The following is a 22,706-nucleotide window of genomic DNA, read 5'->3' as shown; positions in this document are numbered from 1 at the left end:
CCAGCCAAGGATATACCATTGCTTTACAGAACCATGCCGAAAAACGGCGATAAGCTTTCCGCCCTGGGGTTCGGCTGTATGCGCCTCCCCATGACTGACGGCCATATCGACGAAGACCGGGCCATCGCCCAGATTCGCAGCGCCATAGACAACGGCGTCAACTACCTGGATACCGCCTGGCCCTACCACGACGGCGAGAGCGAGCCGCTGCTGGGCAAGGCGCTGAAGGACGGGTACCGGGAAAAGGTCAAGGTCGCCACCAAGCTTCCGACCTGGCTGGTCGAATCGCGCGAGGACATGGACAAGTTCCTCAATGCCCAGCTGGAACGCCTGGGAATGGATCATATCGACTATTATCTGATCCATGCCCTTTCCGGCCAGTCCTGGAAGACCATCCGCGACCTCGGTTGCGGGGATTTTCTGGACAAGGCCATGGCGGACGGGCGCATCGTCAATTCCGGTTTCTCCTTTCACGGCCATTCCGAGGACTTCCAGTCCATCATTGATTCTTACCCCTGGGTATTCTGCCAGATTCAGTACAATTATCTGGATACCGATTTTCAGGCAGGCATAAAGGGGCTTGAGTATGCTGCCTCCAAGGATATTGGCGTCGTCATCATGGAACCCCTGCGGGGCGGCAACCTTGCCCTCCCCACAGCTCCCAAAGCCATTGCGGACATCTGGGCGCAGGCCGATACGAAACGGACGCCTGCGGAATGGGGATTGCGCTGGGTCTGGAATCATCCCGAAGTGACCGTGGTCCTCTCCGGCATGAACGATGGGCAGCAGGTTCGCGAGAACATGGCGGTGGCCGCCGAGGCCGAGCCGGGTTCGTTGAGCGGCAAGGAGCTTGACCTCATCGGGCTGGTGGCCGACACCTACCGGAAGCTCATGCAGGTGGGCTGCACCGGTTGTGGCTATTGCCTGCCGTGTCCGGCCGGGGTGCAGATCCCAACCTGTTTTGATTTCTTCAACAAACTTCATATGTTCGACAGCCTGGAAGCCAAGCGGTTGTATAACATATTCAACTCCGGCGCTCTGTTGAAGCGCGAGCCCGGTTTTGCCTCCCAATGTGTGGAGTGCGGCCAGTGCCTGGAAAAGTGTCCCCAGGGGATAGAGATTCCAGAGGTCCTGAAACGGGTCGTCGCTGAAATGGAAGTATAGGGGTGTTGCCTGGGATTGTCCCGGCAACGCGTATGCGGCAGCGGCGGAACTCAACACGGTCAAAAAATAATGGAATGACAATGAATATAATCTATTACGATTGCTTTGCCGGAATCAGCGGCGATATGAACCTGGCTGCCATGATAGACCTTGGTGTTGAGCCGGATTACCTCCGGTCCGAGTTGGACAAGCTCGGCCTCGGCGATGAATTTGAGCTCGTGGTCAGCCGTGACGTCCGCAACGGGATTTACGGCACCCGCGTGGATGTCCGCCTTGCCGCCGAACCGCATGACCACGACCATGCTCCTGCCGCACATGGGCATGAACACGCGCACGAAGCGCATGACCATGACCACCATCACGACGACCACAAGCACCATCACGACCACCATGGCGACCACGACCACGACCACCATCATGACCACGAGCACGAGCGCGAGCATGAGCACGGCCATGACCACGGGCACGAACATGCGCATCACCACGGCCATGACCATGGGCACGATCATGCCGGGGGTGGTCATGTGCACGGTCCGCATCGCAGCTTTGCGGACATCCGCGAGATCATCCTGTCCAGCTCTCTGGCCGAAGCGGTGAAGGAGACCAGCCTGCGCATCTTTCGTAAGGTGGCCGAGGCCGAGGCCAAGGTGCACGGCAAGTCCGTGGATGAGGTTCATTTCCATGAAGTCGGTGCCACGGACTCCATCGTGGATATCGTGGGAGCGGCTATTTGCCTGCACAAGCTGGACGTGGGAGGCGTCTGGGCTTCCCCCGTTGAGCTGGGGGGCGGATTCGTCCGTTGCGCTCACGGCGTCATGCCGGTGCCCGCTCCGGCCACGGCGGCCATCCTGCATGGTGTGCCGACCACCCGGGGCGGCACGGACCACGAGGCCACCACGCCTACGGGCGCGGCCATTCTTGCGGCGCTTGTCGATCAGTTTACGGCAAAGCCGGCTATGGTGGTCACGCAAACCGCTTACGGCATCGGCCACCGGGAAACGGAACTGCCAAACATGCTGCGCGTCCATCTCGCCGAGGTCCGGGACATGGGCCGCGTGCGCACGGCCCGGCTGCTGCAATGCAATGTGGACGACATGACCGGCGAACAGCTGGGCGACGTCATGGAACTGTTTATGGAGCAGGGCGCAATGGATGTCCATTTCACGTCCATCATCATGAAGAAGAACCGTCCGGCCATCATGATCTCGCTGCTGTGCGGCGAAGAGGACGAGGCCCGGTTCAAGACGCTGCTGTTCCGCCACACCGCCACCCTCGGTGTGAAGTCCATGTTGTTGGAAAAGACCGAGTTGGAGCGGCGAATGGACACGGTGGAGACGGTGTACGGGCCTGTGACCGTCAAGCGGGCCCTGCTGGACGGAAAGGTCATCCGGTCCAAGCCGGAGTATGAAGAATGCCGGGCCATAGCCAGACGGGAAAATCTGCCGCTGGCCGAGGTGAGCGCGCTGGTGAACGACGCGGACCGGGAGTAGATATGGCGTTGACGGATTTGCAAAAGGAACAATATCAGGTACTTGTTTCCGAAATCGCGAGCATGAAACGGGTTGTCGTGGCCTTTTCCGGCGGTGTGGACAGTACCCTGCTGCTTCATGCCGCGTATCAGGCGCTGGGTGACGGTGCCCTGGCGGTCTCGTTGGTCACCCCCTATTCTCCCAAGGCTGAGATTGCCGGTGCCCGGCGGATTGCCGAAGCAATGGGTGCCAGCCACCGGCTGGTGGAAATGCCCATCCCCGATGCCATTCGGGAGAATCCGCCCGAGCGGTGCTATCTGTGCAAGCGATCCCTGTTCGGCAAGCTGCGCAGCATCGCGAAGGAGGAAGGGAGCGCGTTCGTCATCGACGGCAGCAACATGGATGATCTGGACGACTACCGGCCGGGATTCAAGGCCGTGCGGGAGCTGGACGTCCGCAGCCCGCTCATTGATGCCGGGCTGACCAAGCAGGATATCCGCGACCTGTCGCGGGAGCATGGCCTGATGACCTGGAACAAGCCCGCCGGAGCCTGTCTCCTCACCCGTCTGCCCCATGGGGTGACCGTGGACGAGACGGAGCTTGCCCGCATCGATACCGGGGAGGATTTTTTACGGTCGCAGGGTTTTCCGGCCGTGCGCCTGCGCAGCCATGGCGATCTGGCGCGCATCGAACTGCCGGCGGATGCCATTTCAGGGCTGCTGGCTCCCGAGGTCAGGAGCGTCATCGACGCCCGCCTCAGGGAATTGGGCTACCGCCATGTGGCCGTGGACCTGCGGGGTTACCGCATGGGGAGCCTGAACGAGCCGGTGAGCGACGCCGACTCCAAGGAGTAACAGGATAAATGACGAATGATGCTTTGAACGCCTTGCTGGCCGACATTCGCGACGGCAAGGTCTCTGTGGATGAAGGGAGCGCCGTGCTGCGCGACCTGCCGTATATGGATCTGGGCCATACCAAGTTCGACCTGCACCGCGCCCTGCGCAACGGTTTCCCGGAAGTGGTGTATGGCGAGGGCAAGACTCCGGAACAGGTCGGTGAGATATTTTCCAAGGTAAATGGCCGGGCGAATATCCTGGCCACCCGTGTTTCGGCCGAGATGGCCGAGCATGTGCAGTCCGTGTGCCCGGCGGCGGGATACAACGCCATGGGCCGCACCCTGTCGATGGTCTGCGAACCCATCGCCTATCGCGAGGGCAAGATTGCCATTGTCACGGCCGGGACTTCGGACCTGCCGGTGGCGGAAGAGGCGAGGGCCACCTGCGAAATGCTCGGCAGCCATGCCTTTGTCATTTCTGATGTCGGTGTGGCCGGGATTCATCGATTGCTCGACCGGCTGAAGGATATCCGCGAGGCGCGGGTGATCGTGGTCATAGCCGGGATGGAGGGCGCCTTGGCGAGCGTCATCGGCGGTCTGGTTTCCCAGCCCATCGTGGCCGTGCCCACCTCGGTCGGCTATGGAGCATCATTCTCCGGCCTCTCCGCGCTGCTCGGTATGCTTACCTCCTGCGCCAGCGGCGTCACGGTGGTCAACATCGACAACGGCTTCGGTGCCGCCTGCGCCGCCTGCAAGATCAATAATCTCGGGGAATAGGCCCGTGGTGTTTCATGGGATCTGGTTTTAAATCGGACCAAGTCCCTGAATTCCGCCAAGACAAAAAGGGGTCCCATTGGGACCCCTTTTTGTCTTGTATAGTCAGCTTGCTAGAAGCGTTCAAACTCGTCGTCATCCTCATATGGAGCAGCCAGGGCTTTCGGAGCCGTGCGGCTTGCAGCGGGCTTCTTCCGGCTCTTCTTGATCTCTCTTCTTTCCCTTGGCCGGACGCTATTGCCGCCGTCGTTGAGGCGGAAATAGGCAAAGGCCTTTTCCAGGGAGCTTGCGTGGGAGGCCAGGTCATCGGCAGTGGAAGAGACCTCTTCCGATGCGGCCGCGTTTTGCTGGGTGACGGAATTCAACCCCTGTACGGCGGTGTTGACCTGCCTTGCTCCCTCATTTTGCTCGCTGCTTGTGGCGGAAATAGCTTGGACCAACTCGGCCGTCTGCCTGATGTCCGGCAGCATTTCGGTCAACATGGAACCAGCCTTTTTCGCCACGGCAACGCTTGAGGCTGAGAGCTCGCTGATCTCCGAGGCGGCCGCGCCGCTTCGTTCCGCCAGCTTGCGGACTTCCGCCGCAACCACGGCAAAGCCCTTGCCGTGCTCGCCCGCCCGGGCGGCCTCGATGGCCGCGTTCAGGGCCAGAAGGTTGGTCTGGCGTGCTATTTCCTCAATGATGGTGATCTTTTCGGCAATGTCGCTCATGGCCACAACGGTCTGGCTGACGGCGGCACCACCTTCTTCCGCAACCTGGGCCGACTTGGTTGCTATGGCATCGGTCTGGTGCGCGTTCTGCGAATTCTGGCTGATGCTCGCGCCTATCTGCTCCAGTGACGCGGACATTTCCTCGATGGACGCAGCCTGCTGGGAAGCTCCCTGAGAGAGCGAGGCGGCCGCATCACTCAGCGAATTGCTGCCCGTGGATACATCCATGGCAATGCCTTTCGCCTTGCTGACCACTTCTCCCAATCGTTCCGCCATCTTGTTGAGTGCGCTGGCCAGAATGCCGATCTCGTCCTTCTGGTTCAACTCAAGGAAGACATTCAGATTTCCTTCGGCTATCTCGGTGGTCGTATCTTTGATTTTTACAAGCGGAGCCAGGACATTGAAGCGGAGAATGAAGAAGATGCCGAGGCCCAGAATTATGATGATGGAAATGGATGAGATGATGATGAACCATGTCAGGCTGATGGACTCGCTGTAGAAATCACTGAAGGGAGCGGTGGAGTAGACCAGCCAGCCCAATTTGTCCGATTTTTGGAAGTAGACCAGCTGCTTGGCTCCGTCCGCTTCGTAAACAACGGAGCCGGAGGTCTTCCCGGCGATCTGTTTGCCCCATTCGAAATCCTTGAAGATGTTCGCCTTGCAGATAAGTTTGGCATCCTTGTGGGCCAAAACAAGGCCGTTGTTGTCCGTGATGTAGATAAAGCCTGTCTTGGCGACCTTGATTTTGTCGATGAATTGTTTGGCAAAATCATCCACACGGATATTGAACATCACCATGCCGATGGCCTTTCCGTTTCGGCGAACCGTGTGAATGGCCAGAACAACGGGCATGTGTGTTTTGCTGCTGACCAGCGGATGGGAGAAATAGGTCCCCGTCGAGGCCATTGCCTCCGCATAGTATGGCCGCTTGGAATAATCGCTGCCCACGGTCTTGGGATCAATGCTGGCCACCACCACGCCCTTGGCGTTGAAGAGGTGCATACGGCCCATTATCGGGCTGTTTTCAATGGTTCTTTTCAAAACTTTGGTTGCCTGTCGCAGAATCTCTTCATTCGAGGTCGATTCATCGGCGGCATCCTTGATGACATCCAGATTGACGGCCAGGTTCAGCACCCGGTCCACTCCGCCACACCATGTTTCGATGAGAGATATGACGGACGTCAGTTTTGCATTGTTGAGGCCCACGGCACCTTCTTCCGCCAGATTTGACGACTTATGATAGGTAACCGAGGACAGGCCCGCCATACACACCAGAATCAACAACATGGATGGAATGAGAAATTTAGCAGTCAGTGAACGCATACAATCCCCTTTAGCTCAAGGTATTCCTGATATCTGAAACAACGGAACTTCCAATCTTCTCGCCTGCAAATCCGCCCCGCAGTCATCCAGCCTCTTGTCCCTGCTTTCCTCTTTTCTGTGGCGATGACCAAGGCAACCTCCTCATATTTTCAAATCGTATCCACCTACATCTATAAAGTCAGGCTGTCATACAAATGAAAAAATTAATTTTTCATATACGGAAATACATTTCAAGCCATTATAAGTTGTGAGGCCACAAATATGTAGGAGCTAGGAAGGGGTATTCGATGAAAATTCAAAGTTATTGAGATGATAAGGCGGATATTGGCAGGGCGTTTTTTAAAGGGGCCGTACCAGATAATTCCTCTGGGTTATCGGTAGGCAATGCGAAAAAGTCGTTTGAGTCAAAAAACAGCTCCGATTGATTGAGCATTTTGTGGCTGGCACCACGGCTCGTTGTGTCGCCGATCTGGTTGGAGTGAATGTCAAAACAGCCGTCTTCTATTTTCATCGGCTCCGGGAAATCATAGCCATAGAAGAGGCCTATGAAAGGTAACACACAGGTGATTGCTGACAAGCAAAGCCATATCAATGGAATTGAGATTTTTTGGAACCTGGCCAAGCGTCAAATGAGGAAATTTAACGGCATCCCGACCACGAATTTCCCTCTATCTTTAAAGGAATGTGAGTGGCGTTTTAACAATTCAAATCCACAAAGTTAGTTTAAACAGCTGAAACAGTGGGATAAGAAGCATGTGGGCTAATTATCTGGTACAGCCCCAAAAACAATGGCGTTACTACTCAGGTACAAACTTCTCCCAACCAAATGGATCAGCAAAGGAAAACTGGACAGGCCCCTTCTAGCGTCATACGTGTTGATAAAGGAAAGTTACCTGGCGAAAAGCCTCATGTCCATTTTGATGACGGTAATGCGATTAATAATGATGGTACATGGAAACATGGGGGTAGGGAATTGACTAATAGGGAAAAAAAGTGGCTGGAAAATAATGGATGGAGAATTCCCAATGAATGATTTACTTAAGAAAAGGATTGATGATCGGCTTTGTGCCCTAGATCAGAGTGATTGTAATTACAATGATCATGTTAATCAGTTTATCAAAAAAGATGAATGGAATAACATTTACGACGATTGTATTAAATTGGTTGTATGCACGAATAAATATATTCTCGAAAAGGGAGTAACTGACGTAGTCGTGTTTTTAAGTATTGCACTCGTTCAAAGGCATAATTTTTGGGTAGATTACGGATTTGACTTGGCAATAGATATCCCTAATTTTGTTTTTGATAGTGGTAACACCCCACCATCGCTCTATATTTACAGAGATAGGCCACAGCTATTTAGAAATGATAATAGTGAATATTATGTTCGGCCGCTTCCGGTTGATAAAAGATTGAAAAAGTACGATTGTGTTGCGCTATATAAATGTGAGAGAGATATTAGTGATATCAAAAGTGATTTGCCTTTTTACCGTGATATAGAAATAAAATGCTATTTATAAAGATATATTTGAAATATGGTGACAGTCACCTAATTATTGACGCGTAACCGAATACTCAATAATCGTTTCCCATGCCCCGTGTCGCCCGAATTGTTGTCCCCGAGGAACCACACCATGTGATCCAGCGCGGAAATCGTCGTCTGCCCACTTTTTTTTTGCTAGGACGATCACTGCCGATATCTTGATCTTGCGGGAGTGTGTGTGGAGCATTCCGATGAGGTCTTTATTCTCATGTCTACCTCCGCCTTGCTTTAGCTTTCGCTGATGCCCTCCTTACCATAAAAACCGCCCCGGTTGCCAAGTTCATGGCAATCGGGGCGGTTTGACTCAACAACTTTATTACTCACCCACAAATCCTGTGGGTGAGTAATAAAGTTGTTAAGTAAAAAAGCTCACTCACCATTTTGCATTCAAATTTAAGTAATATGGTGGTTATTCCGAGCCTGCGCTGTTTAAGTCCTAATTCCAGCTAAAATAAAACTCACATATGTTTGAGATGGAATGCGCTCGTTGTTGGGATGCTATATAGAGTAATATTGGTGCTTTTGGGAATCGTTATTAGATATGTCAATGTTATTGACGCTTTAATAATTAGAGAGCAAGTCAGCACAAAATTCAAAAAAGATTTGGTGCTCCCCAGGGGGGCGTCGCCGATAATCTTTATCCACAAAGCCAAATCCATCGTGAGGTGGAGACGGAAAGCCTACGGGTCTCGCTGTCGAGATAGCCGGGTTGCCGGGTGGAACAACGTCAACGTTCCATTATCTCCTTATTCCCCTGGTTGGTTAATGTGACGGCTAATTGGCTTCGCCTTTTTGTCGTTTGAGGGTTGTATCATGCGTAATGCGATGGGAGGATTCCTGTCCGTGCTGTTGCGCACGGTCAGGGGCGTTGCCTTTCGGGGGATATTGGTCGGGATATTTCTGGCGTTTGCCAGCGGTGTTTTTCCCGGGAGCGCCTTGAGCGCTCCCGTGGATGAAGCTATTCGGCAACAGCAGCAGATTCAGATGCAGGAGGAGCAGCGGCGGCAGGAGCTGCAACGTCAGCATCTGAAGGAATTGCAGAGGCCGCCCTCAGGTGAAGAGCAGCGACTTCCCAAAGGTCCCAAGTCAGAACCTGGCGCTCCGTGTTTCGAGGCCAAGTCCATTGAACTTTCGGGTGCTACATTGCTTTCGCAGCGGGAAATTGCGAAGTTGATCGGCCCGTACATTGGGAAATGTCTGACCTTGGCCGATGTGAACAACCTTGTCCGCGACGTGACCAATGCCTATGTGGACAAGGGGTATGTCACCACCCGTGTGGCCGTCCCGGAGCAGGATTTTTCCACCGGCAAGCTGGTCCTGTTGGTGGTCGAAGGCAAAGTGGAGGGCATCGAGTCCAAGGATGGTCAGGAAAGTTCGCGTGAGCTGAAGGGGGCGTTTCCGGGGCTGTCGGGCAAGTATCTGAACCTGCGTGATATCGAGCAGGGGCTGGATCAGATGAACCGGCTTCCTTCCAACAGCGTCAAGATGGAACTGGCACCGGGCAGCACTCCCGGGACCAGTCGAGTCATGGTTTCCAACAAGCGCGATCGCACCTGGCGGTTTTCGGCCGGGTTGGATAATTCCGGGCAGGACTCCACCGGTCGCAGCCAATATGTGCTTTCGCTGGGCAAGGACAATCTGCTTGGAATCAACGATCTGCTCAGCGTGACGCTGAACGGCGACGCCCAGGCATGGATGAACGACGAGCACCAGCGGAGCGCCACCTGGAACGCCTTCTACTCCGTGCCGGTCGGTTATTGGACCTTCTCCGGTTCCCTCAGTTACTATGATTACCGCACCAATATCTTTGGCGGCGGCATGGACTACAGTTCCTATGGTGACACGACCACGACGTCACTGACGGCGGACAGGGTGATCCAGCGGGACAGCAACGGCAAGACCTCTCTGGCACTCTCCCTGACGCATCGTAATATCCGAAATTATTTCAACGGGGAACGGTTGGACGCCACCAGCCACCTCTTGTCGTCCCTTGGGGCCACGCTGGGGCACAATCGACGCATCCTCGGCGGTGTAGCCACGGTCCAGCTCGGCATCAGCCAAGGTGTCCCGATCCTTGGCGCAAAGCGTGATCGCACCCCCTCTCTGGACACCCCGCGCAACCAGTTCAGTAAAATCACATATTACGGGAGTTTTTACCGTCCCTTTCAAGTCCAGGGAACCGATTTCTCCTGGAGTACCCAGGTCTCCGGGCAATGGGCTCCGCACACCCTGTATAGCGCCGAGCGTATCAGCATCGGCAGCCGATACACGGTGCGCGGTTTTCATGACGACAGCCTGAGCGGCGATATCGGCGGCTATGTCCGCAACGAACTGGCGCTGAACATTCCGGCCGACCAGATGAAGTCTCCATTCGCGGCCGACTGGTTCGGCTCCCTTCAGTTCTATGCCGGGTATGATGCTGGCTACATCCGGCGCGATCCCAAAGAGGATGAGGAGCAGGGCTCATTGCAGGGCGCTGTTGTCGGCCTACGCACTTCTGGCGGACGGCTTCTGCTGGACCTGGCTGTGTCCCGGCCCATTTCGGCTCCTACCTTCCTGAAGCACAGCGACCTCGAATTTTATACTTCCCTCAAATATTCCTTCTAGGCGGATTTTGTCATGATCAAAGCCATTAAGCACCTGTTCATCGCCTTTCTCATTGGTCTCATCCTGTGTCCTCCCTCGATGGCGCTGGCCGGAGGCATCACGCCTGACGCAGCAGCTCCTGCCGCCAATCAGGCCACCATGGACGCGGCACCGAACGGCGTGCCTGTGGTCAACATTGTTGCTCCACAGGGGGGCATGTCCCACAACAAGTTTTCCGACTTCAACGTGGGCACCCAAGGCGTGATCCTCAACAACGGCGTGGCCCCCGGCGTCTCGCAGCTTGGCGGAGCTTTGGCGCCCAATCCCAATTTTCATGGGCAGGCTGCCTCCACCATCCTCAACGAGGTCACCGGCACCGGCCGTACCTCCATCAACGGGTACACCGAGATATTCGGCCAGTCCGCCAATTATGTCCTGTCCAATCCCAACGGCATTTCCATCAACGGCGGCGGGTTCATCAACACGCCACGGGCAACCCTGACCACGGGCGTTCCGCAGTATTCCGGCGGCGCGTTTCAGGGCATCGACGTTCGGACCGGCGACGTGCTGGTAGAGGGCGCGGGTGTCAACGCCAACAATATCGACGCCTTTGCCATCGTCACCCGCGCCACGCGGATTAATGCCGCCATCTATGCCAAGGCGCTGCATATCGTCACTGGCCAGAATCGGCTTAATCCCGCCACCGGGGCGACTACGCCGCTTGCGCCCGATGGTTCGGCAGCCCCGTCCGTAGCCATCGATTCCTCCGCGCTGGGCGGTATGTACGCTGGGCGCATCACCCTGGTCGGAACCGAGGCTGGCGTTGGCGTCAACACCTTGGGGCCGGTCCAGGCCACCGATCATCTGGAAATGACGGCGGACGGTAAAATCCAGATCAAGGGAACCGTCTCGTCCGGCAATGACCTCGCCCTGACCTCTGCCAGCGGCGAAGTGGCGGTGTCCGGCAAGGTCCGCGCGGCAGGCACGGCCACCCTGACCGGCCAGACCGTGACCGTGGCCAAGGAAGATGCGGACGATGCCGCCATCGTCAGCGCTGATACCATGGTCGTGAACGGCGGCACGCTGAACAACGCGGCCACCGTGGCCGGGGATTCCCGAACCGTCATTGCCACTAATGCCGTCACCAATACGGGCACCATTTATTCGGGTGGTACGGCTCTTTTCCGCATCGGCGACACGCTCTACAACAACCAGGGCGTCATTCTCGCCAAGGGCGATATGGTGCTGGAGGGAGCTACCGACGGCAGCCGGATGGCAACCCTGCAAAACGACTCGGGCAACATCGAATCCCTGGACGGCGGCCTGACTTTCCGGGCAGGGACCTTCGTCAATAACAACTCGCACTTTACCCTTGTCGAAGGAGCCGAGGAGCTTGGATATTCCGAGGGTGGGTATTGGTACTACGGCGACGAAGGCGACGAGTGCTATAGCCTGTTCCTGAGTTATATCGGCTCGCCCCGCCATGGTGTCGGCAATGTCGCGCATCAACTGACGCCGTTGCAGTTCTCGGTTATCGGCATTGATGATTCGCGCCATGTGATTACGCATGATGAGTTGGTGGCAGCCATTGCGGAAACCGACCAAAAACTTGCCGATGACCCGGATTATCTCAACGCCTCCGAAAAGTGGAACCTTGAACGGGCGCGGGGCGTTGCGAACAGCAATCGGCAATACATCATTACGGGAACGGGCAGCGGCGTGGTCTATTCCGCCACCACCACGCAGGATACCGCCTCCGGGCAGGAACTCGGTTCCACCATTGCGGCCCAGGGCAATGTCCTTATTGAGGCGGGTGACGCGAAGAACATCGTCAGCAGGATATCCTCGGCCACTGGCAATATCGAGATCAACGCGGACACGTTTGCAAACGTTGGCCAAGGGATCTACGAGCGCACCACCTACAAGTGGGGCAGCGGGATATTCCAGAACCACAGTTCGCCGTCGGTCATTCCGTTGGGCGGCGGAACCGAGGTCGCGCTCAAGGCCACGGACTATGCCTACGGCACGCTCGACGCAGGCAACAAGGTACTCATTTCCTCCGGGGTAGTGGCCAACGGCGTCACGGAGCGCAACGGTATCCTCAACCCGCCGGACCCGGCTGCGCAGCAGCGGAAGGTGGCGGATATCACTGCGTTGACGGACGGCCTGCCGTCCAACGGCCTATTTCAGGCCAACACGAATCCGGCGCAGAACTATCTTGTCGAGACCAACCCGGCCCTGACCAATCTCGATACCTTTTACGGGTCGGACTACGCCCTCTCGCGCATGGGGTTCAATCCCAACGACGAGGCGAACAAGCGGCTGGGTGACGGCTTTTACGAGACCCGGCTGGTGCGCGACCAGCTTTTCGAGCTCACCGGCAGGCGTTTCCTTAGTACTTCGGGCACGGATACCGATCAGTTCGTCGAGTTGATGGACAACGCGGTCCAGGCCCATTCCGACCTCAACCTCACCGTGGGACTGTCCTTGACCGCCGATCAGGTCGCGGCGCTGACCGACGATATCGTCTGGTTCGAGTACCAGGAGGTTGACGGCCAGCAGGTGCTGGTGCCCGTTGTCTACCTCTGCTCCGCCAGCCTGGACAAGATCGCCCAGGGCGGTTCGGTCATTGCCGCCGGGGAGGTCAAAATCGAGACCACCGGCGACACCGCCAACGCGGGCCTTATTGCCTCGCGTGGCCAGACGACCATCACGGCTGACAACTTCTTCAACAACAAGGGGACCCTCTCCGGCCAGAACGTGGCCGTCACCGCGACGGATTCCATCCGCAATACCGGCGGCGACATTCGCGGGACCGACGTTGCCCTCACGGCCGGAAAGGATGTTGTGATCGCCGCGGCAACAACGGAGCACACGAACAGCGATACGGCCTATACCCAGATATCCAAGGCCGGTGGCGTCAAAGCGGAAAACTCTCTGCATGTGGAGGCGGGGCGGGATATCGGCATCATCGGTGCCGACGTCCAGTCCGGGGGCGATACCACCCTCAAGGCGGACGGCAACGTGGCCGTATCCTCGGCGGAGACCACCTTCCATCACAGCGCTTCGGGTTCCGATTTCAACACGCACTCCGATGTTGCCATCAACCGCAAAAGTACTGTCACCACCGGCGGTGCGCTCAACATAGAAGCGGGCGAGGACGTGGCCGTTCACGGCAGCGAACTCGCGTCCAATGGCGACACCACCCTCCACGCCGGAGGCAGCGTCGCCATAACCGCCGCCACGGACAATAGCGAACTCTACTCACACAGCGAAGGCCACTCCGGCGGCTTCTTTGGCGGCAAGAAGTCCACCACGATTGATCGCAAGGAGCAGTCCACGTTGGCCTCAAAGGTCAAGTCCGGCGGATCGGTGACCGTGGAGGCCGGTACTGCCGGTTCCGGCGATGTCTCGTTGCACGGCAGCCATGTCAAGGCGGACGGCGACGTAACCCTTAAGGCTGAGGGCGACATCCAGGTTACGCCGAACCAGGTCGAAAATTACAGCAATTTTCAGGAAGATAAATCGGGCTTCATGAACACGAAGTCCTCAGAGCAGGACGATGCCCGAACTATTACCAACGACCGCCCTGAAATCGAGGCAGGACACAAGGTGGCGCTCGACGCCAAGCAGGACGTAATCCTTCAGTCCGCCCGCATCACCTCCGGCGACGAGACTGAAATTACGGCCCGTGAGGGGCAGGTCGCCATGCTCGTCAGCAAAGATAGTGAGTATAAGCGTAAGGTCTCATCAAATAATGGCTTTTTCTCTTGGTCTACAAAGGATGAAGGCTCAACCGACGAGACCGTCCAGCACACGGAGATCAACGCCGGGAAAGGACTTACCATCACCACTGCCGAGGGAGTGACGGTTCAGTACAAGGAAACGGGCGACGTCCGCGAGGACATCGCACAGTTGGCTCAGGCTCCGGGGCTGAAGTGGATGGCTAAAATCGCCGACCGCGACGACGTGGACTGGCAGGCCGTGCAGGAGGTCCACAACCAGTGGAGCGAGTCCGACAGCGGCGTAGGCGGGCCGGGCATGCAGCTCGTCTCGCTCGCCATGGCCGTGGCCTTGTCCCTCACACCGGGCGGTCAGGGCGTTGCGGGCGCGTTAATGACCACGAGCACCGGGCAAGCCACTGCTTTCGGAGCCTGGGCGACTTCGCTGGGCATCAAGGAAGGACTTACCGCTGCCATCGCGGCCGGTTTCAATTCGCTTGTACTTCAAGCAGGTACGCAAATTATCGGCAATGGCGGCGACATCGGTGCCGCGCTCAAAGCCCTGGCGTCCATGGATACTGTCCGTTCGCTCGCCACCACCATGTTGACGGCGGGGCTTACCCAAGGTGCTCTGGACAGGTTCGCAAAATCAACTTTGGCAGGCCGTATCGACGGTTTGGCTAAGGAGTTGACCAAAGGCGCAATCTCCGCAGGCATCAATACCGGTGTCGGCACCGCCATCAATGGCGGAAGACTGGATGAAAATTTGATTGCCAATCTACGCAGCTCGGCTGTTTCTGTGTTGGGAGCAGAGGCTGCACGCGATATCGGTGAGGCCTATAAGAACAATAAGCTTGATTACGTTGTTCATAAAATAGCCCACGCTGCGCTCGGTGGTGCAATGGCGGCGGCCAATGGTGATGATATTGCCAGTGGAGCTGTTGGTGGGGCAGTAGGCGAGATTACGGGCGAAGTGTTGATGGGGCAAATAAAGGAGGCAATGTTAACAGGCAAGATTTCTCCTAAGGCGGCTCAGAGTTGGATTGAAACTGGAGTTGATCTATCAAAGCTTGCCGCTGGATTTGCTGCTGCGGCGACTGGTGGAGATGTGGATGTGGCCGCTTCCGCCGGAGGAAACGCGGCCAGAAACAATAGTGCTGTAGCTGTTATGGAAACCGCTGGGGCTCTTATTGCCCTTGCAGAAGCAGCTCCTATTGTTGCTACGGCAGCAATCGTTTTATGTCTTGCAGGATTGGTAACATCAGAAGAATTTAATGAAATGCTAAAAAGGGGCACTACTTCCCTTACGGCTTTTATAAAAGAGAAATATCAGGCGCTGACAGAAAAGCAGAAGGCGCAACTTAAAATCCCAGGCTATACGGCGACCGAAATAGACGCTGCGTTAGAAGGGGCGCCAATAGATGCGGGCGACGATGTTGGTTCCACGATGACAACGCCGGTAAATGAGGTTGATAAGGAGCAGGTAACTTCAGTTCCGGCCAGCGAAGATCAAAATGGGCAGGTCGATGACAGTGGTGTTATATCTTCATCATACACCCCAGATCAACTTGCGACTGCGACAAGACTAGGTGTGAGTCCCAAATGGATTAAGTCTGATGGAACTATTGATTGGCCTCCTGATAATGGTTTTGATGGTGGCGAGTATGAAAATACGACTTTGCAGCCAGGAGTATTGATCGACAGGTATGGTGAAGATACGGGCAACTTTTTATCTCCAGTTGGAACCTCTTTTGGAGAACGGGCCTTGCCTGCTGCCAAAGAAAATGACAGCCCTATAGTGTATGAAGTAATCAAGCCTCTTCAAGTTAAAGAAGGGAAAACCGCAGCATGGTTTGATCAGCCAGGCGGCGGTACACAGTATGAAACGGAGATGTCTGTAAAGGAATTAAAGGACCACGGATATATTCGTGAGGTGAAATAATGAAGTCAGTAAATGAACTGCAAAATGAGATAATTCGACTTGGAAAAATCATTGATGCTCCAGAGTCGTATTTGAAAATTGGTGATGGATTTGAGGTCGTTTGTAATGTCGAAATTCATGATGATGAATATCATTATGTTCTAGTGGAGCGTGGCATTGAACGAAAGAGAATCATTAGCAAGTCGGCATCAGACATAATGTACTTGTTTGTCGAAAGTGCATCGCATGGCCTTGCATCTAATTATGAATTGGAAAATCGGATTCCGGGGCAAGACTTTAGACGCCTCTTATTCAAAAAACAATTGGAATTGCTGGAGAAAATATGTCCCGAATGGGCAAGGAAGCGGCAGGAAGAATTAACTGAAATTTTAGAGAGTCATCCCTATGATGACAAGTAAACAACCGGGACATTTAACGGGTTTGATTCCACGAATAATGAAAGGCCCGGCTTAGCCGGGCCTCTTTTTTTGCTCTTTGACATACCCGACCATCACCACTGCCGAGGGAGTGACGGTCCAGTACAAGGAAGCGGGCGACGTCCGCGAGGACATCGCACAGTTGGCTCAGGCTCCGGGGCTGAAGTGGATGGCTGAAATCGCCGATCGCGACGACGTGGACTGGCAGGCCGTGCAGGAGGTCCACAACCAGTGGAGCGAGTCCGACAGCGGCGTAGGCGGGCCGGGAGTGTCGTTGGTCGCTCTGGCCGTTGCAGTCGCGCTCACATGGACGGGGGCCGGAAGCGCCTTCGCTTCTTGGGCCATGGGCGTTGAGACCGGAACCGGTGCAGCCGTTGGTTCGGCCGGTGCAACGGCTGCCGCGGGTTCTGTAGGAGGAGCTGCGGGTGCAGGAGTGGCGGCAGGCGCCACGAGTGCTGCGGCCGGTGCAACCGGAGCTGCGGCTCTTGAAGGGACCTCACTTGCCATTCATACGGCGATTGCCGCTGGGTTTAATTCGCTGGTGACCCAGGCCGCGATCCAACTCGTCGGCAACTGTGGAGACGTTGGAGCCGCCATGAAGGCCTTGGTCTCCATCGACACCGTTCGTTCTCTTGCTACGACCATGCTGACAGCGGGTCTGACGCAGGGGGCACTGGATGTCGCAGGCGTCGCCAAGGATCCAGCCTTGCTCAGTCAGGCGAAGAATGTGGGAGAAGCGACAAAGATTCTTAATGCAGAACTTCTCAGGGCAGCCCTTCGTACAAGTATTGGGGCTGGCGTCAATACGGCGGTCAATGGCGGAAAGCTTAACGAGAATGTCATAACGAGTCTTAAAGTCGCTGCCGCCGCGTCCCTCGGCAGTCAGGGGGCCAAGGCCATTGGCACAGCCTTTGCGAAAGGCCAAATCGATGTCGGTGTGAAGTACATCGCTCATGCCGCTCTTGGCGGTGTGCTGGGCGAGATCTCAAGTGAAAATGCCGCATCCGGTGCGTTGGGTGCGGTGGTCGGTGAGTTCACAGGGGGGATACTGAAGGGTGAAATCGAAGAGGCCTTACTGGCTCGAGAGATCACACCTGCACAAGCTCTCAAATGGACTGATGCCGGGGTTGATCTTTCAAAGTTGGCGGCCGGACTCGTTGCCGCTGGCGTCGGGGCAAATGTCGATGTCGCTGCTGATACAAGCGGCAATGCTGTCAAGAATAATGTGTTATTCATTTTAGGCGCAGCAATTGCTGGGCTGGCCACTCTAAGCGAGGCGGAGTTGGCCTTGCTGGCAACGGGTGCAGGATTAGTCCTGTGGGAAAACTACAAGGCTTGGATAGCATCTGGTGGGCCTGAAAAAGCAGGTGCGCTGCTACAACAGGCCCTCGACAGCCTGTACGCGAGTTTGTCGGATGAGGAAAAGCAGCAAATAGAAGGGATTCCCGGTAGTACGGCGACAGATGTCGATACGGGCCTTGATGGATCGCCTGAGACTCATCACGATAATGGCCCTACGGTTACTACCCCGGTAGATGGGGATAATGTCGGTTCCCTGCCGGCCAGCGAGCAGAATGATATTAAAAATGATGGCGTTATTACTCAGGTGGAGGACACCTGGCATAAAGGAACATTCTCTGATACCACCAGTTCTATTGATTATCATTTGGCCAAGCATGGCAAGGGGCGCAGCGCAGAAGAGTACACCAATGATGCCATGGCATTTTTTGAGAAAAACAAAAATAGCGCACAGGATGTTGTTCTAAAAGACGGGACGCCTGGGCTCAAAATTCAGACCGAAAAAACCGTTAATGGTAAGAGGATTAAGCAAGGCGGCTATTGGACTAAGGACGGTAAATTGGTAACCTATTGGGATTAACTATGCATAATCTAAAACAAATTATCGAATATCACTTTCGAATTCCGTTTCCAGATAAAGTTGGAAGTGATAATTACGAACTATTTATAAACGAACTTATCGAGACAGATGAGTACTATGTTGGACTAGCAGACTCTTACGTACATGGAATAGATATTGATGTTGATATGAGTTACTTTAACGTTTTAAATGATACGTATAACGTGTTAAGCGATATCGAAAAAAGCCAATGTATAGACTATATGGATTCTTTGTCTCGCATAGTGGAAGCTTTACCATCAGCGCATAAAAATGAATGACACACCTAATCCCTTCCCATAGCCCGGCTCAGTCCGGGCCTCTCTTTTGCTCTTTGACATCACCCGACCATCCCCCCCCCCCAAGGGCGTAGCTGTGGAGTTCAAGGAATCCACGGGGGACGTGCGCAAGGACGCCGAACTACTCTCTAACGTCGAAGGCCTGGAGTGGATGGGCGATCTCCTGAAGCGTGACGATGTAGACTGGCAGGCCGTTCAGGAAATCCACGATAAATGGAGCAAATCCGACGGCGGCCTTGGCCCCGGCGGCATGCTCATTATCTCCATCATTGCCTCGGCGGTAACGGCTGGGGCGGCGTCGAGTTTGGCGCTTGCCGCAACAGGGCTTGAGATGGCAACGGTCAACGGTGTCTCGACCATTGTGGTGTCAGGGACGACAACGGCAGCCTCCACCGCGCAACTTGCCATGTACACCGCTTTAACCGCCGGGATAACTTCCATCGGCACACAAGTGATAACTGCCGCAGCCGATGCAGCGGCTGGCGGTGATTTTGGAAAGAATTTTGGCAGGATCGCCTCCATCGAAGGGGTTCGCTCTCTGGCCGCCACCATGCTATTGGCAGGGACGCTCAATGCGGGGGCGACCTCTGGAACGTTCGCCCAAATGGGAAAGGCTGGCGAGTATATGGCTACCGTGGCAATTCAGGCGGCGACGGGCGCGATTGTTGGTGGAGAGGATTTGAAGGAATCGCTCTTGTCCGCTGTAGGTTCCGCCTTTGGCCGGTATTCGGCCGGAAAGATCGACGCCAGCGAATTGGACATGGAAATGAAAATTATCATGCACGGCGCGGCAGGGGCGGCAGGGGCAGCCCTTGTCGGCGGTGATCCTTACGCTGGCGCAATGGGAGCCATTGTTGCCGAGCTTGCCGCTCCCGCGATTGACAACTTACTGTTCGACGGGGCTGGTGTTGATGGCGGAACCGGGACGGTGGCGGGAAAGACGATCTTGGCAGGTAGCCAGATAGCGTCTGTGCTGGGCTCGGCTCTTGCTGGTTTGGACAGCGGCGATGCCGCTAATGCTGGCCGCAATGCTATTATGAATAATTACCTGATGCCCCAGGAAAAGAAAGAATTGGTGGATAAGCTGGAGGCCTGTGGCACTGATACTTCTTGCAAGCGGGAGGTCATGGTGCCTTATGAAGAGATTAGTGAGCAGAGGGATAATGAGTTCCAACTAGCTTATGTTGTTTGTAAAGATTCAGGGAATTGTGATTCGTTTTTAGATTTGCATTATAAGTTAAGACTAGAACTGACGAAAGAAGGAAATGCGTACTATTCTAGCCATCATGAAGAGTTCGTAAAACTTTCTGCGAGTCAATCAATTTGGCATACAATACAAATAAACGAAGAAACGGGAGAGCCGCAATATATAATATGGGGTTCAAATGGAAATACAAAATTTGTACATCCAATATATGGGTATGAAGTGGTAATAAATAAACATGGAGATATCGTGACAAACGCTCTTAATGTAGGCACATATAATTTTTATAACCCAGATGCGGCATTGGGCATTAGTCTCTTGGGTGGATTCTTCTCTCATAAGGAATTTGATGTGAATCCATATTTCGATTTTGGCAACAGTTATGATGATCCTTCGAGTAAGGCTGAGCGATATTTGAGGGTATTAAATCTTCTTTTCCCCAATTGATGACACGACAATGATGAAGGATGCTGTTAACTACCTGTTTTTTATCGTGTATGCTGTTGTGGCTGGTGTGGCTGCTATGCCCGTTTTTACATTTATCTCTGTGCGCTTTGGGATAGGGTGTATCGTTTGGGCACTAGTTGCTCTCTTGGGCAGTGTGTTTTTTTCGATGTTAAAAAAACGATTTTTGCTTGCAGCATTCCTTGCTATTTCATTTACTGCGAGCGTGTGGGGGAGTGTTTTTACATATTGGATTTTGCCTGGATTGATGTGAAACTGCATTAGATAGTTTTCCCCTGTACAGTATATATGAAAACTATGCCCGGATATCCCGGGCCTCTTCATTTGTTCTTTGACATAACCCGATCATCACGACCCGGAGGGCGTGGTTGTGGAATTCGAGGAATCCACCGGCGACGTGCGCAACGACGCTGAACTACTCTCTAACGTCGAAGGCCTGGAGTGGATGGGCGATCTCCTGGAGCGTGACGATGTAGACTGGCAGGCCGTGCAGGAGGTCCACAACCAGTGGAGCGAGTCCGACAGCGGCGTAGGCGGGCCGGGCATGCAGCTCGTCTCGCTCGCCATGGCCGTGGCCTTGTCCCTCACACCGGGCGGCCAGGGCGTGGCGGGCGCGTTAATGACCACGAGCACCGGGCAAGCCACTGCTTTCGGAGCCTGGGCGACTTCGCTGGGCATCAAGGAAGGACTTACCGCTGCCATCGCGGCCGGTTTCAATTCGCTTGTACTTCAAGCAGGTACGCAGATTATCGGCAATGGCGGCGACATCGGTGCCGCGCTCAAAGCCTTGGCGTCCATGGATACTGTCCGTTCGCTCGCTACCACCATGTTGACGGCGGGGCTCACCCAAGGCGCTCTGGACAGGTTCGCAAAATCAACTTTGGCAGGCCGTATCGACGGTTTGGCTAAGGAGTTGACCAAAGGCGCAATCTCCGCAGGCATCAACACCGGTGTCGGCACCGCCATCAATGGCGGAAGACTGGATGAAAATCTGATCGCCAATCTACGCAGTTCGGCTGTTTCTGTGTTGGGAGCAGAGGCTGCACACGATATCGGTGAGGCCTATAAGAACAATAAGCTTGATTACGTTGCTCATAAAATAGCCCACGCTGCGCTGGGTGGTGCAATGGCGGCGGCCAATGGTGATGATATCGCCAGTGAAGCTGTTGGTGGGGCAGTAGGCGAGATTACGGGCGAAGTGTTGATGAGGCAAATAAAGGAGGCAATGGTTAACAGGCAAGATTTCTCCTAAGGCAGCTCAGAGTTGGATTGAAACTGGAGTTGATCTATCAAAGCTTGCCGCTGGATTTGCTGCTGCGGCGACTGGTGGAGATGTGGATGTGGCCGCCTCCGCCGGAGGAAACGCGGCCAGAAACAATAGTGCTGTAGCTGTTATGGAAACCGCTGGGGCTCTTATTGCCCTTGCAGAAGCAGCTCCTATTGTTGCTACGGCAGCAATCGTTTTATGTCTTGCTGGATTGGTAGCATCAGAAGAATTTAATGAAATGCTAAAAAGGGGCACTACTTCCCTTACGGCTTTTATAAAGGGGCTGTACCAGATAACTAGCCCATATGTTTCTTAACCCACTGTTTCAGTTGTTTAAACTGGCTTTGTGGATTTGTGTTGTTAAAACGCCACTCGCATTCCTTCAAAAATAGAGGGAAGTTCTTGGTCGGGATGCCGTTAAATTTTCTCATATGGCGCTTGGCCTGGTTCCAAAAGTTCTCAATTCCATTGATGTGGTTTTGCCTGTCGGCAAACAGCTTCGAATGGTTGATCCTGAAATGTTTGAATTCGGAAACGTCGAGGACATTGTAGCTGTAAAGAGCATCTGAGTACACGATACTGTCTGGTTGCACTTTCTCGCGAATAATGGGCAACAAGGTTTTGCTCTTGGCGTCAGGAATCACCTGTGTGTATACCTTTCCGCCTCTTTTCAAAATTCCAAAGACAGGCACCTTGCCTGCGGCCCCTCGGCCTCGTTTGCCCTTCCGCTTTCCTCCGAAGTAACTTTCATCGACTTCAAATTCACCAAAATCCATCCCTTCACAGGCCTCTTCTTCGGCTATGATTTCCCGGAGCCGATGAAAGAAAAAGGCGGCCGTTTTGACATTCACTCCAACCAGACCGGCGGCACAACGGGCAGTGCTGCCAGCCACAAAATGCTCAATCAATCGGAGTTGCTTATTCTGACTCAAACGACTTTTTCGCATTGCCATACCGATAACCCAGAGGAGTTATCTGGTACAGCCCCTTTATAAAAGAGAAATATCAGGCGCTGACAGAAAAGCAGAAGGCGCAACTTAAAATCCCAGGCTATACGGCGACCGAAATAGACGCTGCGTTAGAAGGTTCG

The 22,706-nt window shown here is 54.7% G+C and carries 16 protein-coding genes, 2 pseudogenes and 1 riboswitch; of the genes and pseudogenes, 16 read left to right on the top strand and 2 right to left on the bottom strand.

What is annotated here, in order from left to right; genetic code table 11:
* The first annotated feature begins 18 nt into the window (after positions 1 to 18).
* The 4 genes from ACI0FG_RS13630 to larB all read left to right on the top strand — a co-directional run bounded on the left by ACI0FG_RS13630 (position 19) and on the right by larB (position 4,245).
* Positions 19 to 1,164: an aldo/keto reductase gene (locus tag ACI0FG_RS13630; protein ID WP_419785546.1), complete on the top strand. Its 1,146-nt coding sequence runs from the start codon at positions 19 to 21 to the stop codon at positions 1,162 to 1,164.
* Positions 1,165 to 1,244: 80 nt separating this feature from the next.
* Positions 1,245 to 2,654 (top strand): nickel pincer cofactor biosynthesis protein LarC, encoded by a 1,410-nt coding sequence (gene larC, locus ACI0FG_RS13625; RefSeq protein WP_419785545.1) that lies wholly within the window; start codon positions 1,245 to 1,247, stop codon positions 2,652 to 2,654.
* A gap of 2 nt (positions 2,655 to 2,656) precedes the next feature.
* Positions 2,657 to 3,487, top strand: a complete 831-nt coding sequence (gene larE / locus ACI0FG_RS13620) for an ATP-dependent sacrificial sulfur transferase LarE (protein ID WP_419785544.1) — start codon at positions 2,657 to 2,659, stop codon at positions 3,485 to 3,487.
* Between the two features lie 8 nt (positions 3,488 to 3,495).
* On the top strand, positions 3,496 to 4,245 hold the full coding sequence (larB, locus tag ACI0FG_RS13615) for a nickel pincer cofactor biosynthesis protein LarB (RefSeq protein ID WP_419785543.1): 750 nt from the start codon (positions 3,496 to 3,498) through the stop codon (positions 4,243 to 4,245).
* A 110-nt stretch (positions 4,246 to 4,355) separates the two neighbouring features.
* On the opposite strand, the gene ACI0FG_RS13610 is transcribed toward larB, so the two are convergent.
* Positions 4,356 to 6,275: a methyl-accepting chemotaxis protein gene (locus ACI0FG_RS13610; protein ID WP_419785542.1), complete on the bottom strand. Its 1,920-nt coding sequence runs from the start codon at positions 6,273 to 6,275 to the stop codon at positions 4,356 to 4,358.
* A gap of 384 nt (positions 6,276 to 6,659) precedes the next feature.
* Here ACI0FG_RS13610 and ACI0FG_RS13605 point away from each other — a divergent pair.
* The 12 genes and pseudogenes from ACI0FG_RS13605 to ACI0FG_RS13550 all read left to right on the top strand — a co-directional run.
* A pseudogene (locus ACI0FG_RS13605) lies at positions 6,660 to 6,804 on the top strand (IS1595 family transposase); the annotation flags it as partial.
* Between the two features lie 40 nt (positions 6,805 to 6,844).
* Positions 6,845 to 6,997 (top strand): annotated as a pseudogene (locus tag ACI0FG_RS13600) (IS1595 family transposase); the annotation flags it as partial.
* A 303-nt stretch (positions 6,998 to 7,300) separates the two neighbouring features.
* Complete coding sequence (locus tag ACI0FG_RS13595; protein ID WP_419785541.1) at positions 7,301 to 7,795, top strand: hypothetical protein; 495 nt, start codon at positions 7,301 to 7,303, stop codon at positions 7,793 to 7,795.
* A gap of 661 nt (positions 7,796 to 8,456) precedes the next feature.
* A riboswitch (cyclic di-GMP riboswitch) is annotated at positions 8,457 to 8,535 on the top strand.
* Positions 8,536 to 8,631: 96 nt separating this feature from the next.
* The gene (locus ACI0FG_RS13590; protein WP_419785540.1) at positions 8,632 to 10,425 is read left to right on the top strand and encodes a ShlB/FhaC/HecB family hemolysin secretion/activation protein; all 1,794 of its coding nucleotides are present in this window, start codon (positions 8,632 to 8,634) and stop codon (positions 10,423 to 10,425) included.
* Between the two features lie 12 nt (positions 10,426 to 10,437).
* Positions 10,438 to 16,068, top strand: coding sequence for a DUF637 domain-containing protein (locus ACI0FG_RS13585; protein ID WP_419785539.1), 5,631 nt, complete (start codon positions 10,438 to 10,440; stop codon positions 16,066 to 16,068).
* Positions 16,068 to 16,466 (top strand): Imm63 family immunity protein, encoded by a 399-nt coding sequence (locus tag ACI0FG_RS13580; protein ID WP_419785538.1) that lies wholly within the window; start codon positions 16,068 to 16,070, stop codon positions 16,464 to 16,466. The genes ACI0FG_RS13585 and ACI0FG_RS13580 overlap by 1 nt, the downstream gene beginning before the upstream one ends.
* Positions 16,467 to 16,653: 187 nt before the next feature.
* A complete protein-coding gene (locus ACI0FG_RS13575) occupies positions 16,654 to 18,363 on the top strand; it encodes a DUF637 domain-containing protein (protein ID WP_419785537.1) in 1,710 nt (569 codons plus the stop codon).
* Between the two features lie 2 nt (positions 18,364 to 18,365).
* Entirely contained in the window at positions 18,366 to 18,662 is a 297-nt protein-coding gene (locus ACI0FG_RS13570) for a hypothetical protein (protein ID WP_419785536.1), read from the top strand.
* Between the two features lie 121 nt (positions 18,663 to 18,783).
* Positions 18,784 to 20,331, top strand: a complete 1,548-nt coding sequence (locus ACI0FG_RS13565; RefSeq protein WP_419785535.1) for a VENN motif pre-toxin domain-containing protein — start codon at positions 18,784 to 18,786, stop codon at positions 20,329 to 20,331.
* A gap of 10 nt (positions 20,332 to 20,341) precedes the next feature.
* Positions 20,342 to 20,602, top strand: coding sequence for a hypothetical protein (locus tag ACI0FG_RS13560; protein ID WP_419785534.1), 261 nt, complete (start codon positions 20,342 to 20,344; stop codon positions 20,600 to 20,602).
* A 117-nt stretch (positions 20,603 to 20,719) separates the two neighbouring features.
* Complete coding sequence (locus ACI0FG_RS13555; protein WP_419785533.1) at positions 20,720 to 21,601, top strand: DUF637 domain-containing protein; 882 nt, start codon at positions 20,720 to 20,722, stop codon at positions 21,599 to 21,601.
* An 88-nt stretch (positions 21,602 to 21,689) separates the two neighbouring features.
* Positions 21,690 to 21,932 (top strand): hypothetical protein, encoded by a 243-nt coding sequence (locus tag ACI0FG_RS13550; protein WP_419785532.1) that lies wholly within the window; start codon positions 21,690 to 21,692, stop codon positions 21,930 to 21,932.
* Here ACI0FG_RS13550 and ACI0FG_RS13545 read toward each other — a convergent pair.
* The gene (locus ACI0FG_RS13545; protein WP_419788348.1) at positions 21,913 to 22,563 is read right to left on the bottom strand and encodes an IS1595 family transposase; all 651 of its coding nucleotides are present in this window, start codon (positions 22,561 to 22,563) and stop codon (positions 21,913 to 21,915) included. The genes ACI0FG_RS13550 and ACI0FG_RS13545 overlap by 20 nt on opposite strands.
* Positions 22,564 to 22,706 lie beyond the last annotated feature (143 nt).

It is taken from the genome of Pseudodesulfovibrio sp. 7M6 (genome assembly GCF_050058625.1).
In the GTDB taxonomy this organism is placed as follows: Bacteria; Desulfobacterota; Desulfovibrionia; order Desulfovibrionales; family Desulfovibrionaceae; genus Pseudodesulfovibrio; species Pseudodesulfovibrio salinus.
Note: the sequence above shows the minus strand (reverse complement) of the source record. Positions and strands in the feature narration are given on the sequence as shown.